The sequence below is a fragment of the Halotalea alkalilenta genome (genome assembly GCF_001648175.1).
Classification (GTDB): domain Bacteria; phylum Pseudomonadota; class Gammaproteobacteria; order Pseudomonadales; family Halomonadaceae; genus Halotalea; species Halotalea alkalilenta_A.
The window spans coordinates 729950-743503 of the sequence record NZ_CP015243.1 but is presented as its reverse complement, the minus strand read 5'-3'; the positions used below and the strand labels follow the sequence as shown (position 1 = coordinate 743503).

14 protein-coding genes and 1 riboswitch are annotated in these 13554 nt (G+C 67.8%); of the genes, 7 read left to right on the top strand and 7 right to left on the bottom strand.

Going from position 1 to position 13554, the window contains the following annotated elements; translation table 11 throughout:
- The first annotated feature begins 72 nt into the window (after nucleotides 1-72).
- Nucleotides 73-822 carry a 3-deoxy-D-manno-octulosonic acid kinase gene (locus A5892_RS03325; RefSeq protein ID WP_064121595.1) on the top strand — a complete coding sequence of 250 codons (750 nt, stop codon included), beginning with the start codon at nucleotides 73-75 and terminating at the stop codon, nucleotides 820-822.
- On the opposite strand, the gene A5892_RS03320 is transcribed toward A5892_RS03325, so the two are convergent.
- Nucleotides 804-1922: a glycosyltransferase gene (locus A5892_RS03320; protein ID WP_064121594.1), complete on the bottom strand. Its 1119-nt coding sequence runs from the start codon at nucleotides 1920-1922 to the stop codon at nucleotides 804-806. The genes A5892_RS03325 and A5892_RS03320 overlap by 19 nt on opposite strands.
- 61 nt (nucleotides 1923-1983) lie before the next feature.
- Between A5892_RS03320 and A5892_RS03315 the strand changes: the two genes are divergently transcribed.
- Nucleotides 1984-3030 (top strand): glycosyltransferase family 9 protein, encoded by a 1047-nt coding sequence (locus A5892_RS03315; protein WP_064121593.1) that lies wholly within the window; start codon nucleotides 1984-1986, stop codon nucleotides 3028-3030.
- Nucleotides 3031-3052: 22 nt separating this feature from the next.
- On the opposite strand, the gene A5892_RS03310 is transcribed toward A5892_RS03315, so the two are convergent.
- Nucleotides 3053-4144 (bottom strand): NAD(P)H-dependent flavin oxidoreductase, encoded by a 1092-nt coding sequence (locus A5892_RS03310; RefSeq protein ID WP_064121592.1) that lies wholly within the window; start codon nucleotides 4142-4144, stop codon nucleotides 3053-3055.
- 80 nt (nucleotides 4145-4224) lie between these two features.
- Nucleotides 4225-4926, bottom strand: a complete 702-nt coding sequence (locus A5892_RS03305) for a glutathione S-transferase family protein (protein ID WP_064121591.1) — start codon at nucleotides 4924-4926, stop codon at nucleotides 4225-4227.
- A 151-nt stretch (nucleotides 4927-5077) separates the two neighbouring features.
- Here A5892_RS03305 and A5892_RS03300 point away from each other — a divergent pair, with 151 nt between their 5' ends.
- Nucleotides 5078-5398 carry a hypothetical protein gene (locus tag A5892_RS03300; protein ID WP_064121590.1) on the top strand — a complete coding sequence of 107 codons (321 nt, stop codon included), beginning with the start codon at nucleotides 5078-5080 and terminating at the stop codon, nucleotides 5396-5398.
- A 32-nt stretch (nucleotides 5399-5430) separates the two neighbouring features.
- Here A5892_RS03300 and A5892_RS03295 read toward each other — a convergent pair whose 3' ends face one another.
- The 4 genes from A5892_RS03295 to rfaD form a co-directional block, all read right to left on the bottom strand.
- Nucleotides 5431-6129, bottom strand: coding sequence for a hypothetical protein (locus A5892_RS03295; RefSeq protein ID WP_064121589.1), 699 nt, complete (start codon nucleotides 6127-6129; stop codon nucleotides 5431-5433).
- Nucleotides 6130-6192: 63 nt separating this feature from the next.
- Nucleotides 6193-6951: a glycosyltransferase family 2 protein gene (locus A5892_RS03290; RefSeq protein WP_223302780.1), complete on the bottom strand. Its 759-nt coding sequence runs from the start codon at nucleotides 6949-6951 to the stop codon at nucleotides 6193-6195.
- Complete coding sequence (gene waaF, locus A5892_RS03285) at nucleotides 6948-8027, bottom strand: lipopolysaccharide heptosyltransferase II (protein ID WP_082890237.1); 1080 nt, start codon at nucleotides 8025-8027, stop codon at nucleotides 6948-6950. Before waaF ends, A5892_RS03290 begins: the two co-directional genes overlap by 4 nt.
- Nucleotides 7991-8950 carry an ADP-glyceromanno-heptose 6-epimerase gene (rfaD, locus tag A5892_RS03280; RefSeq protein ID WP_064121588.1) on the bottom strand — a complete coding sequence of 320 codons (960 nt, stop codon included), beginning with the start codon at nucleotides 8948-8950 and terminating at the stop codon, nucleotides 7991-7993. Before rfaD ends, waaF begins: the two co-directional genes overlap by 37 nt.
- A gap of 158 nt (nucleotides 8951-9108) precedes the next feature.
- Between rfaD and glyQ the strand changes: the two genes are divergently transcribed.
- The 4 genes from glyQ (at nucleotide 9109) to gmhB (ending at nucleotide 13553) form a co-directional block, all read left to right on the top strand.
- Entirely contained in the window at nucleotides 9109-10101 is a 993-nt protein-coding gene (gene glyQ, locus A5892_RS03275) for a glycine--tRNA ligase subunit alpha (protein ID WP_081803495.1), read from the top strand.
- A gap of 2 nt (nucleotides 10102-10103) precedes the next feature.
- Complete coding sequence (glyS, locus tag A5892_RS03270) at nucleotides 10104-12182, top strand: glycine--tRNA ligase subunit beta (protein WP_064121587.1); 2079 nt, start codon at nucleotides 10104-10106, stop codon at nucleotides 12180-12182.
- A gap of 130 nt (nucleotides 12183-12312) precedes the next feature.
- Nucleotides 12313-12409: riboswitch (Fluoride riboswitch) on the top strand.
- A 96-nt stretch (nucleotides 12410-12505) separates the two neighbouring features.
- Nucleotides 12506-12889: a fluoride efflux transporter CrcB gene (gene crcB, locus A5892_RS03265; protein WP_064121586.1), complete on the top strand. Its 384-nt coding sequence runs from the start codon at nucleotides 12506-12508 to the stop codon at nucleotides 12887-12889.
- A gap of 94 nt (nucleotides 12890-12983) precedes the next feature.
- Entirely contained in the window at nucleotides 12984-13553 is a 570-nt protein-coding gene (gene gmhB, locus A5892_RS03260) for a D-glycero-beta-D-manno-heptose 1,7-bisphosphate 7-phosphatase (RefSeq protein WP_064121585.1), read from the top strand.
- Nucleotide 13554 lies beyond the last annotated feature (1 nt).

Here is a 13554-nt window from a genome sequence, read left to right as displayed (position 1 = left end):
CGACGCGCCCCGGTCCAATGGGGCCGCGCGCCGTTCTTTTCACTTGCACGGAACCTAGCAAGCCGCTCATCCATGCCAATCATCCGCTCACGACGCGCGAATGCGCACATTCTATATGATGCCGATCGTCTTTGCGGCGTCGCCGGGATACCGCGCGACACACCAAGCGAGGGGGTCGATCCGGCGCTGTTCGAACCGCGCTTCTGGGAGCAGCGCAAGGCGGTGGTGGCGCGCGCCCCGGGGCGCGGCGAAAGCCTGTTCGTCGAACCGGGGAAGCTCGCCGCCACAACCGACGAGCAGTGGGTACTGCGCCCCTATCGGCGCGGTGGCGCAGTGGCGCGGGTAAGCGAGAAGCGCTACCTGTGGCGCGGTGCCGAGCGCTCGCGGGCATTTTTGGAGCTGCGCCTCACCGCGCGACTCCACGCCGAGGGGCTGTCGGTACCGGCGCCGGTCGGCGCCTGCGTGTGGCGATTCGGCTTGGGCTACGAGGCGGCGCTGCTCAGTGTGAGGATTCCCGGCGCCCAGGCGCTCGCCGCGCGGCTCGAGGGGATCGATCGCTCGACCCTGGAGGCGGTCGGCGCGCTGATCCGCCAGGCCCACGCGCGAGGTCTCGACCATGTCGATCTCAATGCGCGCAACCTGCTGATCGACCCCGAGGGCCGCCCCTGGCTGATCGATCTCGACCGCTGCCGGCTGCGTCCACCCGGGCGCTGGCGCGAAACCAACCTGGCGCGGCTCGAACGCTCGCTGGCCAAGTTCGCCCCCGGCCGCGAGCACGAGCTGATCACCGCGATCCGCGACGGCTACGCGGCCCCGGTGTAGTAGCCGATCAGCGCTTCGACGTGGCGCCCGAGCTCGAACGACTGCTCGACCCGCAGCCTTCCGGCGGCACCCAGCGCTGCCCGGCGAGCGGGGTCGCGCTCGAGCGCGAGCATCGCCTCACGCCAGCCCTCGACATCCTCAGCGCCGACCAAAAGGCCGGTGTTCGCGGTGACGATCTCGGGCAAGGCCCCCGCATCGGCGCAGATCACCGCCCGTCCAGCCGCCATCGCCTCGATCACGGTGAGCCCGAAGGCCTCGTTGCGCGAGGGCACGCAGACGATGTCGAGTGCGGCGAGCACCTGCGGCAGGTCGGCGCGAAAGCCGCTGAAGCGTACCCGCCCGCCCAGCCCCAGCGCCTCGATACGGCGGTCGAGCTCGGCGACGAAGCGTACGTCGCTGCCCTCCCGAGCTTCCCGCCCGCCGATGATCAGCCCCTCGATGCGACTCTCGGCGGGCAGTCCCGCCAGCGCATCGAGCCACACCAAGTGCCCCTTGCCATCGGTGAGCCGCCCCGGCAGACCGACCGCGACGCGCTGTTCATCGATACCGAGCGAGGCGCGCAGGGCGCAGCGCGCCCCGGCCGCCAGTTCAGCGGGATGGCGAGCCAGGTCGAGGCCCTGATAGAGCCGCGCCAGCCGTTCGCTCGGCACCGGCAGCGCACGCCGGTTGCGCGCAAGCGTCGCGTCGCTGATCGCCAGCACCTGGTCGACCCGGCCGTAGGCCCAGCGATGATAGAGGTCGCGCTTCGGCTTGCTCACCCCCATGTGCTCGGTGAACACCACTCTCAGCGAGGGATCGAGGGTCTTGAGCAGTGCGCAGATGCGCAGGTCGCTGGATTTGTGGCAGTGGACCACCGAGATACCGCGCCGGCGGATGAAGCGCGAGAGCGCGACGACACCCAGCAGCGCACGCCCTCGGCTGGCACAGCTGAACACCTCGACACCCGCGGCGCGCATGCTCCGCTCGACGCTGGAACCGGCGATCGCCGCGCCATACACTTGCCACCCTTGCGACTTGAGCTCCGCGATGATCCTCGATGGGTACATCTCGAGCCCGCCCCAGCCGGTCGAGAGGCAGAGCTGGAGCACTTTATGGGTCATACGCGCTTCCTGTATCGACTATGGTGATCCGCGACCAGCCCCCGTTAGGAGAGAAGAGGCCATGACCGCCAAGCCCCGTATCCTCGTCGTACGCAACGACAAGCTCGGCGACTTCATGCTCGCCTGGCCGGCGCTGAGGGCACTGCGCGAGGGATCGCAGGCGAATCACATCGCGGTGCTGGTGCCCGACTACACAGCGCCTCTGGCGCGGGTCTGCCCATGGATAGACGAGGTGATCGTCGATCCCGGTCCCAAAGGCGACCGCGAGTTGCTGACACGGCTGCGCGCGGGGCGCTTCGACGCCCTGCTGACGCTTTTCTCCACCCCAAGGATCGGCTGGCTGGGCTTTCGCGCCGGGATCGCACTGCGCATGGCGCCAGCGACCAAATGGGCGCAGCTATTCTACAACGCACGCATTCGCCAGCGCAGATCGCGCTCGGAGAAACCCGAGTATCGCTACAACGTCGAACTCGCCGAGCGGCTGCTCGATCGATTGGGCCAGCGAGCGCCCGAGGCCGCGCCGCCCCACTGGCCACGCAGCCCCGAACAGCGCCAGGTGGAGCGACAAAGGATCGCGGCCGAGTGCGGGCTCGACCCCGACCGCCCCTGGTGGTTTCTCCACCCGGGCAGCGGCGGCTCGGCGGTCAACCTCACCGCCGAGCGCTACGTCGAGCTGCTCACCAAGGTCCATGCCCGGCTGGATCGTCCAGTCGGCTGGCTGATCACCTTCGGCCCGAACGAAGAAGCCAACGCCGAGCGGATACGCGCTGAGCTCGCCGCCGCCGGCCTCGATGCCAGGCTGATGCCCAGGCGCGAAGGGATCGCTGGGTTCGCCTGCTCGCTCGCGGCCGGCGATGGCATGATCGCCGGTTCGACCGGGCCGCTGCACATCGCGGGCTGTCTCGATCTTGGCACCGTCGGTTTCTATCCGGCCAAACGCTCCGCCACTTCGCTGCGCTGGCAGACCTGCAACGACGCATCGAAACGACTCGCCTTCAGCCCGCCCCCCGGCAGCGACCCGGCCGCCGCCACCGACATGGGCCGGATCGATCTCGATGCCGCCGCAGCGCCTATCGCGGCGCTGATCGAGCGGCTGCGTTTCACGTGAAACGTACCCACCGCAGGCGCACCTAGCGTTCGGCCCTGGGGGTCTCGTCGAGCGCCTCGATGACCGCTGCCGCGTCGAGCTCGGCGGCCAACCGCGCGAGCAGCTCCATAGCCCCCATCCGCCGCAGCCGCGCCACGCCTTGACCGGCCCAAAGCGACAGGTACTCGGCATCGTTGCGCCGCGCGCCCTCGGCGCGCATCGCGGCGGTCAAGGCGTTCTGCAGCGGGTAATCGGGCGCTTCGCGCTCGAACTCACCGAGCAGCCTCATCGCATGATTGGGCAGGCCCCGCGCGGCGCGCCCAGAAAAGCTTCGGGTCAGTCGCGTCTCTCCGCTCGCCGCCTCGAGCGCCTCCTTGTAGGCCGCGGGGATGCCGCTCTCGTCGCAGGCGAGGAAGGCGGTGCCGAGCTGGGCGGCCTGGGCGCCTCGAGCGAGCAGCGCGGCGATTTCAGTACCGTCCATCACTCCGCCGGCGGCGATCACCGGCAGGTCGATCGCCTCGACGCAGGCTTCGACCAGTGCGCCGGTATCGTGCAGCGCCTCGTCAATAGGGCCGATGAAGGTGCCACGGTGGCCGCCCGCCTGGGCGCCCTGGGCGCATACCGCGTAGGCGCCGGCACGCTCCCAGGCGATCGCCTCCTCGACCCGGGTCGCGGTGCCGATCACCAGGCTCTCGGCCGCGTGCAGCCGTTCGACGGTCAGCGGGTCGAGGATGCCGAAGGTGAAGCTGGCTACCGCCGGGCGACACTCGAGCAGCGCATGGAGCTGCTCGTCGAACGGCTGGCACCAGCGGGTGGGAAGCGACGGCTCGATGCCGAGCTCAGCGTGCAGCGGCGCGAGTCTCGCCCAGGCCGTCTCGACCTCGGCCGGATCGGGTCGAGGGGTGTCGAGGACGAAGAGGTTGATCGCGAAGGGGCGGTCGGTGAGCTCACGAATCTCGGCGACCGTATCGACGATCTGCTCGGGCGAGAGCATCGCCGCCGCCAGCGAGCCGAGACCACCCGCATTGGAGACCGCGGCGACCAACGCGGGCGTAGTGGCACCACCGGCCATCGGCGCTTGGATGATCGGCAGACTCAGGCCGAGGGTGCGGGTGAGCGCGGTGGAGGGAATCATCGGCAGGCTCCTTGATCCAGTTGGGGATATGTCCCATTCAAGCATGCCTGCCGAACAGCAGCGCTAAGACCTTGGCACGTTCAGCGCACGCGATGCGCTGGCGCGCGCAGGTCCTCGACCAGCTCGGCCCCGGCCAGCGCCTGCGCCTCGTGACCCGCCTCGGCCGGCTCATCGAGCGCGGCGGCGCGCCATTCCCGCAGTGCAGCGGATGCCAGCAGCCGCTCGGCATAGGCTGCGCTCTGCGCCGAAAGCGGCAGCCCGAAACCAGCCCAGCGCAGCGCCACCGGAGCGAAGAAGGCGTCCACCGCAGTGAAACGCGAACCAGCGAGGAAAGGGCCTGAGAAGCGCTTGAGCCCGTCGCGCCAGAGCGCGTCGATGCGCGCGAGATCGGCAGCGAGCGGCGCATCGATCGCGGCGAGGCGCAGTACCAGCGCGCAGTTCATCGGGCAGCGGCTGCGCAGCGCGGTGAAGCCGGCATGCATCTCCGCCGCCGCCGAACGCGCCCAGGCGCGAGCCTGTGGCGAGTCGGGCCAGACGCCGGGATGACGCTCGGCGAGGTATTCAATGATCGACAGCGACTCCCACACCGTCGTCTCGCCATCGACCAGGCAGGGCACCTTGGCGTTGGGGGAGAACGCAGCGAACCGGGCATGATTGTCCTCGGCATCGGTGAACGGCGTCAGCATCTCGTCGAAGGGAATACCGAGCTCGCGCATCAACGCCCAAGGACGCAGCGACCAGGAGGAGTAGTTCTTGTTGGCGATGTGCAGCAGATATCCCATCGGATGGCTCCTGAAGCGGTCGATGCGTGCCACTGGCTCGCAGCATGCGCATCGGCCTGCTATTGGTGGATAGTGTTAGAGTGGATCATACCCCAGCCCCCTTCCCCACCCGCCCTACCCAATCGGCGCGATCGCGCCGAGGAGACGCGAAATGGATCCACGCCGATGGTTCGGCGCGGCCTGCTGTGCGCTGGTGACCGCCAGCAACGCGGCCGAGCCCGTGTCCCCGGCGCTGAGCGACGAGTTGAGCGACGCCCTCGACACCTGCCTGTCGCATCCGCCGCCGGTGGTGCGCAACCTCGAGCTCGACGTCTCCGAGCGCATCCGCGCCACCAGCGACGCTCGCCAGCGCCTCACCAGCCTCACCCTCGATGTATCGGCGCCAGGTCGTCCGCACGTGCGCGGCGAGGTGGTCTGCCGCTTCGACAAGGGTGAACTGATATCGTCGGAGCTGGTGACAATCCAGCGCTGAACGCTCGCCTGGCATCGACCGCAGCGAAAGACTCAGCGTGAGACATCGACCGAAGGTGTCGCGACCGCGCTCTCCGACCACTTGACCTCGACCAGCTGGTGACCGAGGAAGCGCCCGGCGGCATCGAAGTCGTAGGCCACCGAGAGCCAGCCGTCGATCTCGCAGGCGTGGCAGCCGCGCAAGGCGGTATCGAAGCGAAGCTGCTCGCCGCCACCGTTGAGCCGCTCGCTGCGCGTGAGGCTCGCCGGCGGAAAGGGCATCACTCCCGGGTGGGCGGCGAGAAAAGCGGAGTAGTCGGCCCGGTGCTGGTCCTCCTCGGAGAGGATCGCCCGATCGACGTCGATGGTGGTGCCGTCGCTCGCGACCAGCAGGGTGCCTTGATTGGTGTTGGCCCGAAACGGATAGGTGACTTGTGCGACGCCGATCAAGCCTTCGCGGCGAAAGCCCGAAACGAAACCGGCGTCGCCTTCGGCGGAGAGCGTCTCGACCGCCTCGATCACCTCATCCGGCGCCTTGGCGCGGTGCAGCACATCGACCATGCAACCATCCAGCGACAGCGCCTCGTCCTCGCTGCGACAGAGCTCGAAGACGCCGCTATCGCGCCACACCGCGCGCTCATCGATCATCGCGACATCCTCCTGGGCCTGCTCGGAACGCTCATCCGGTACCTGGTCGCAGCCCACCAGTGCTACCAGCACCAGCAGCGCGAACGCGCAGGGGCGATACGGCATGTCGCAACCTCTCAAAGGACACTCACGAGATCGCTCGCGATCGATGATGGAACGAAGCCGAACTCAGTCGGGCGACCCCGTATGGGTACGGACCCAGAGATCGGCATACTTGGCGAAGGTCGAATGCGCCGACAGCAGCGCTAGCAGCAGACCGGCCCGGCCATCGAGAAATCCCGCCCGCAGCAGGTACATGCGCAGAAAACAGCCGATCCCGTGGCCGATCCCCGCAGCCAGGCTGCCGCGCTTGCCGCGCGCCGCGCGCGCCTCGGACCACGCCTCGGCGTAGTGGGCGGATTTCTCAAGATAGTGACGCAGGTCGCGGTAAGTGTAGTGCAGCAGGTCACCCTCGAGGGAGCGCTCGGGCAGCCCGCTTCGGTTCTTGAGCTTCTCGTGCACCAGGGCGTCATTGTAGCCCGCGCCGTCGCGTGGGTAGAGCCGCGCCACCGGGTCCGGATACCAGCCGCTGTGGCGAATGAAGGCACCGAAGCACCAGGAGAGCCGCGGCATCGAAAGGATCGCGGGCGGACCGGCGATCGCCTCGCGAATGCTCTGCGCAAGCTGAGGAGTGACCCGCTCGTCGGCGTCGATCATCAAGATCCAGTCACCGCTGGCGTAGGCCTCGGCGCGCTGGCGCTGCACGCCGAAACCGCGCCACTGCGCCTCGACGAAGACCTTGTCGGTATAGCGCGCGGCGATTTCGCGGGTCGCATCCTCGCTGCCGCCATCGACCACGACGATCTCATCGGCGAAGCCCAGCGTGTCGAGGCAGGCGGCAAGGTTCTGCGCCTCGTTCTTAACCATCAGCACGGCGGAGAGACTCACGCGCGACGCTCCTCGGAGTGTGCCTCGATCGCCGCCTCGATACGCGCCGGGGAGATCTGCTTGAGACAGTTGGTGTGACCGAGCGGGCAGACGCGCTGGAAGCACGGTGAACAGTCCAGCGCCAGCCAATGGACCTCGGCATGATCGGTGAGCGGCGGGGTGTAGTGCGGGGAGGAAGAGCCGTAGATCGCCTGAATGTGAGTACCCACTGCGGCCGCAACGTGCATCAACCCGGAGTCGTTGCTGACCACCTGGGCACAGGCAGCAAGCAGGTCGACGGCGTCTTCCAGGCGGGTCGCGCCGCACAGGTTGTGTACGTCATCTAGTCCTGAGGCGATCTCCTCTCCCGCCGGATGGTCCTTGGGGCCACCGAGCACGACGACCCCGATGCCACGCGCGACCAGCCGCTCGGCGAGGGTGCGGAAGTAAGCCAGCGGCCACTGCTTGGCCGGGCCATATTCAGCGCCCGGCATCATGCCGACCAAAGGCTTGCCGAGCAGACCGAAGCGCTCGAGCAGCGCCGCCTGGTTGGCGAAGTCGATACGCAGCCTGGGACGTGGAATCTCCGCCGGCGGATTGGCCTCGGGCACCGGCAGGCCGAGCGAGACGAAGCGCTTCACGGTCTGGTCGAGCACCTGCTTGTCGAGCCGGCGGCGGCGATTGAGCAGCCCATAGCGCTGCTCGCCGGTGAAACCGATCCTGCGCGGCACGCCAGCGAAGAACGGCACCAGCGCGGATTTGAGCGAGCGCGGCAGCACGATCGCGCGATCGTACTCGCCCTTGATCCGCCGCCCAAGCCGCCATCGCGCCTTGAGCCCGGTCTCACCGTGGCCGACCGACAGGGTCAGCGCGCGCCGCGCCTCGGGCATCCGATTGATGATCGGCGCCGACCAGCTGGGGCCGAGCACATCGATCACGCATCCCGGATCCTGGCGCTTGAGCGTGATCAGCAGGCTTTGGGCCATTACCATGTCGCCCACCCAGGAAGGGCCGACGATCAGGATCCTCTCGCCCAGAGCAGTCTCAGGCGCGTGAGCGCTCACTTCGAGGCAGCCACCCGGTCCGCGTTGAGCCATTCCAGATAGGCGCGCACGCCCTCGGCAACGGTCTTGAACGAATGATCGAAGCCGGCCTCACGCAGCCGTGCGATGTCGGCGCAGGTGTAGCTCTGGTAGCGTCCCTTGAGCTGCTCAGGGAAGTCGATGTACTCGATGTCGCCCTTGCCGTAGTAGTCGATCACCGTCTCGGCGATGGCCTTGAACGGCTCGGCGCGACCGGTGCCGAGATTGAACACCCCGGACTTCTCCGGATGGTCGAGGAACCACAGGTTGGCCGCCACCACGTCGCCGACGTAGATGAAGTCCCGGCTCTGCATCCCGGCCTCGAAGCCGTCCCACGCGCCGAACAGCTTCGGATCCTGTCCATCGCGGACCTGCTGGTGATGATGGAAAGCGACGCTCGCCATGCTGCCCTTGTGCTGCTCGCGCGGGCCATAGACGTTGAAGTAGCGAAACCCGACGACCTGGGCGGTGAGCGCATGCTCGCGCGCGCGCACGTACTGGTCGAACAACAACTTGGAGTAGCCGTAGACGTTGAGCGGGCGCTCGAACTCGGGCACCTCGCGGAACACCGGGCTGGCGCCGTAGGTCGCCGCCGAGGAGGCATAGAGGAACGCCACCCGATGATCCTGGCAGTAGTGGAACAGCTCCTTCGAATAGGTGAAGTTGTTGTCCAGCATGTACTTGCCGTTCCACTCGGTGGTGGCCGAGCAGGCGCCCTGGTGGAACACCGCATCGATCGCGGGCAGCCGCCCCTCTCTGAGCATCGCGCGGAATTCGTCGACGTCGAGATAATCACTGATCCGACAGTCGACCAGGTTGACGAATTTGGTGCCGTCGGTCAGGTCGTCGACCACGATGATGTCATCGCGGCCGCGATCGTTCAGGCCCTTGACGATATTGGAGCCGATGAAGCCGGCTCCGCCGGTCACTACGATCATGTTTCTCTCCGCTGGTGTCGCGGCCACGCCCCGATGGGCGGCGCAGCCCTATAACCAAATAGAGGTCGATTGTATACTTGCGGGTCTTTTAATTCATGAATTCTAGGCTCACCCGCCGCTCGGCCGGGATGGGCCGCCATCCCAGCCGGACGGAGCCAATGACACAGTCGACGCCAGACGTGACAACCTTTCAGGGCCTGATCCTCGCCCTCCAGCAGTACTGGGCCGAGCGCGGCTGCGTGATCATGCAGCCGCTCGACATGGAGGTCGGCGCGGGCACCTTCCATCCGGCCACCTTCCTGCGCTCGATCGGTCCGGAACGCTGGAACGCCGCCTACGTCCAGCCGTCGCGGCGCCCGACCGACGGCCGCTATGGCGAAAACCCCAACCGGCTGCAGCACTACTACCAGTTCCAGGTGGTGATGAAGCCTTCGCCGCCGGATCTTCAGGACCTCTACCTCGGCTCACTGCGCTATCTCGGCCTCGACCCCGAGATCCACGACATCCGCTTCGTCGAGGATAACTGGGAGTCTCCGACCCTCGGCGCCTGGGGCCTTGGCTGGGAGGTGTGGCTCAACGGCATGGAGGTGACCCAGTTCACCTATTTCCAGCAGGCCGGTGGGATAGAGTGCTTTCCGGTCACCGGTGAGCTGACCTACGGGCTCGAGCGCCTGGCGATGTACCTGCAGGACGTCGACAGCGTCTACGACCTGGTCTGGGCACGCTCGCCGGAGGGCATCGAGGTCAGCTATGGCGACGTCTACCTGCAAAACGAGCGCGAGCAGTCGGCCTACAACTTCGAATACGCTGACGTAGAGGTGCTGTTCGCCGCCTTCGAGCAGTGTGAAAAGGCCTGCTCCCGGCTGCTCGAAGCCAAGCTGCCGCTGCCCGCCTATGAGCAGGTGCTCAAGGCCTCGCACACCTTCAACCTGCTCGACGCCCGCCATGCGGTCTCGGTCACCGAGCGCCAGCGCTACATCCTGCGCGTGCGCACCATGGCCCGCGACGTCGCCCACGCGTACTACGCCTCCCGCCTGGAGGCCGGTTTCCCGCTTGCAGATCCGGATATCCGCGAGCCGCTGCTAGCCGCCCACCGGGCCGAACTCGAGGCCGCCGCCTCCACCGCATCCGCGCAAGAACAGAAGGCTTGAGCATGTCATCGGACTCCACTTTCCTGGTCGAACTGGGTTGCGAAGAGCTGCCCCCGAAAAGCCTGCCCGCGCTGGCTGAATCCTTCGCCGCGAGCATCCGTGAAAGCCTCGGCGGCGCCGGCCTGAACTTCGGCGAAGTGCACGCCTACGCCACTCCGCGCCGGCTCGCGGTGAGCGTCGAACGGCTGGCCGCGCGCCAGCCCGATCGCGAGACCGAACGCCTCGGTCCTGCGCTGGCCGCCGCCTTCAAGGACGGCGAGCCGACCAAGGCCGCGCTCGGCTTCGCCGCCTCGCTGGGCATCGACGTCGCCGAGCTCGCCACCATCGATACCGACAAAGGCCCGCGCATCGGCTATCGCCAGGTCCAGCCGGGCGAAGCCACGGTGGCGCTGCTGCCGGGCATCGTCGAGCGCGCGGTGGCACAGCTGCCGGTGCCGAAGAACATGCGCTGGGGTGCATCCAGGATCGAGTTCTCCCGCCCGGTGCACTGGCTGACGATGCTCTATGGCGGCCAGCTGGTGGAAGGCGCGGTCCTCGGTCTGGCTTCCGGCCGCACTACCCTCGGCCACCGCGTCCACTGCCCCGCGCCGATCGAGCTCGACCACGCCGACGACTACCTCGCCAAGCTCGAATCCCCCGGCTACGTGATCGCCGATCCAGAGCGTCGGCGCGAGGCCATCCGCGCCCAGGTCGAGGCCGAAGCGGCCAGGATCGGGGCCACCGCGGTGATCGACGAGGCCCTGCTCACCGAGGTCGCGGGGCTGGTCGAGTGGCCGGTGGCGCTGACCGGTAGCTTCGATAGCCGCTTCCTCGAGGTACCGCAGGAGTGCCTGATCTCGTCGATGAAGGCGAACCAGAAGTACTTCCACCTGCTCGACGCCGAAGGCCGGCTGCTGCCCTCGTTCATCACCATCGCCAACCTCGAGAGCAGCGATCCGCGCCAGGTGATCGAGGGCAACGAGCGGGTGATCCGCCCGCGCCTGTCGGACGCCGCCTTCTTCTACCAGACCGATCGCACCAAGCCCCTCGACGCGCGCCGGCCGATGCTCGAGTCGGTGGTGTTCCAGCGCCGGCTCGGCTCGCTGGCCGACAAGTCGCGCCGGCTCGAGGCGCTCGCCGGCGCGATCAGCGAGCTGATCGAGGGCGACCGCCAGGCGGCGATTCGCGCAGCCCAGCTCTGCAAATGCGACCTAGTCACCGAGATGGTGCTCGAATTCCCCGAGCTGCAGGGCATCATGGGCACCTACTACGCCCGCGATGCCGGCGAACCGGAAGAGGTGGCACTGGCCATCCAGCAGCAGTACCTGCCACGCAACGCCGCGGACGAGATTCCCTCGACCAAGACCGGCGTCGCCCTGGCGCTGGCGGACCGCCTCGACACCCTCACCGGGATATTCGGCATCGGCCAACGCCCGACCGGCGCCAAGGACCCGTTCGCCCTGCGCCGCGCGGCGATCGGGGTGCTCAACATCCTGATCAAGGGCGAGTTCGACCTCGACCTCAAGGCGCTGCTCCACCTCGCGGTCGAACAGCATGTCGAACTCAGCGACGACGACCGCCAAGGCCTCGCCCTCGACGTACTCGACTACATGCTCGAGCGGCTGCGCGCCTGGGCCCAGGACGAAGGGATCGACACCGACGTCTACAACGCGGTACGCGCCCGCCCGGTCACCCGCCCGCTCGACTTCGCCCGCCGGCTGCGAGCCGTCCAGGCGTTCGGCGACAGGGCCGAGTCCAAGGCGCTGGCCGCCGCCAACAAGCGAGTCGCCAACATCCTGGCGAAGTACGAAGAGCCGCTGCCGGCCGCGGTCGACCCCGGGCTGTTCGAAAGCGATGCGGAGCGCGATCTCGCCGCGGCCGTACAGCGCCTGCGCGAAGAAACCGCGCCGCTGCTCGCCCATGGCGCCTACCAGCCGGCGCTCGACGCGCTCGCCTCGCTGCAAGGCCCGGTGGATGCGTTCTTCGAACAGGTGATGGTGATGGCTGAAAACCCGCGCATCCGCGGCAATCGCCTCGCCCTGCTCGCGAGCCTGCAAGCACTGTTCCTCGAAGTCGCCGATATCTCGCTGCTGCCGCAGTAAGCGCTGACTAGCAGGCCAGTGGCGAAAAGAGGCCCGTTCGGCGCAAGCCGAACGGGCCTCGTCACATCAGCGGCCACTCTTTTGCACCGCGCCACCGCGCACATTGCGACCCCAATCGCCAGACACTATCCTGGGAACTGGAGATGGCATGCCTCCAGCCTTCGGCCATTCACCCAGCGAATCACGAAGCGAACCGCCCTCACCGGGCCGATGATGCCTACGCACTGCGCTCGAGCCAGCTCTCGAGGAGCGCTGCGTGGGCCGCGCCACCGTGCTCTCTTCGCTGCCGCGAGCGCCTCGACATTCGTGGTCGGAGAGTCCATATGCTTGCTTCCCTCATCGCCGTAGCCCTCGGTGGCGCCACCGGCAGCGTTTTGCGCTGGTGGCTCGGCCTGCGCTTGAACGGCCTGTTTCCCGCCCTGCCGCTGGGCACGCTGACGGTCAATCTGGTCGGCGGCCTGGTCGTCGGTCTGGCGCTGGCGATCCTCCTGCGTCTGCCGGGCATCGACCCGGTATGGCGCGCGCTGATCGTGACCGGCTTTTGCGGGGGGCTGACCACCTTCTCGACCTTCTCCGCCGAGGTAGTAACGATGCTCACCAGCGGCCATCCGGGCTGGGCACTGGCGATCATCAGCACACACCTGCTGGGATCGCTTGCGATGACGCTGCTCGGCTTCACCCTGGTCGACTGGCTGGCGCCGCGCTGACCCAGGGCTGCGCCATGAATGCCGATTCGCCCGGGCGGTTGGTTTAGTCCGCCGGGGTGCCTAAACTGGGGGTCCTCTGCCCAGGGAAGGCCCGATGTTCGACAAAACGATTGATAAGTTGGTGATCCTCGATCGCGACGGCGTGATCAATCGCGACTCCAAATCCTTCGTCAAGAACCTCGATGAGTGGATACCGCTGCCCGGCGCGATCGAGGCGATCGCGAAGCTGTACCGCGCGGGCTATCGCGTCGCGGTGGCGACCAACCAATCAGGCATAGCCCGCGGCCTGATCACGCCTGATGCGCTCGAACGGATGCACGCCCACCTCACTGCGCTGGTTGCTGAAGCCGGTGGCGAGCTGGCGCGGATCGAGGTCTGCCCCCACGGGCCCGACGATGGCTGCGCCTGCCGCAAACCGCTGCCGGGGATGCTGCTGTCGATTCGAGACGCGCTCGGCCTCACCGACCTCACCACCGCCTGGATGGTCGGCGACTCGCTGCGCGACCTGCAGGCCGGCGAGGCGGCGGGCACCCGGGTGGCGCTGGTGCTGACCGGCAACGGCGAGGAGACCTTGGGCAAGCTCGGTGCACTCGAGCACCCCGAGCGGGTCGCGCGCTTCGCCTCGCTGGCCGACTTCGCCGATCGGCTGCTGGCGGAGCACTGAG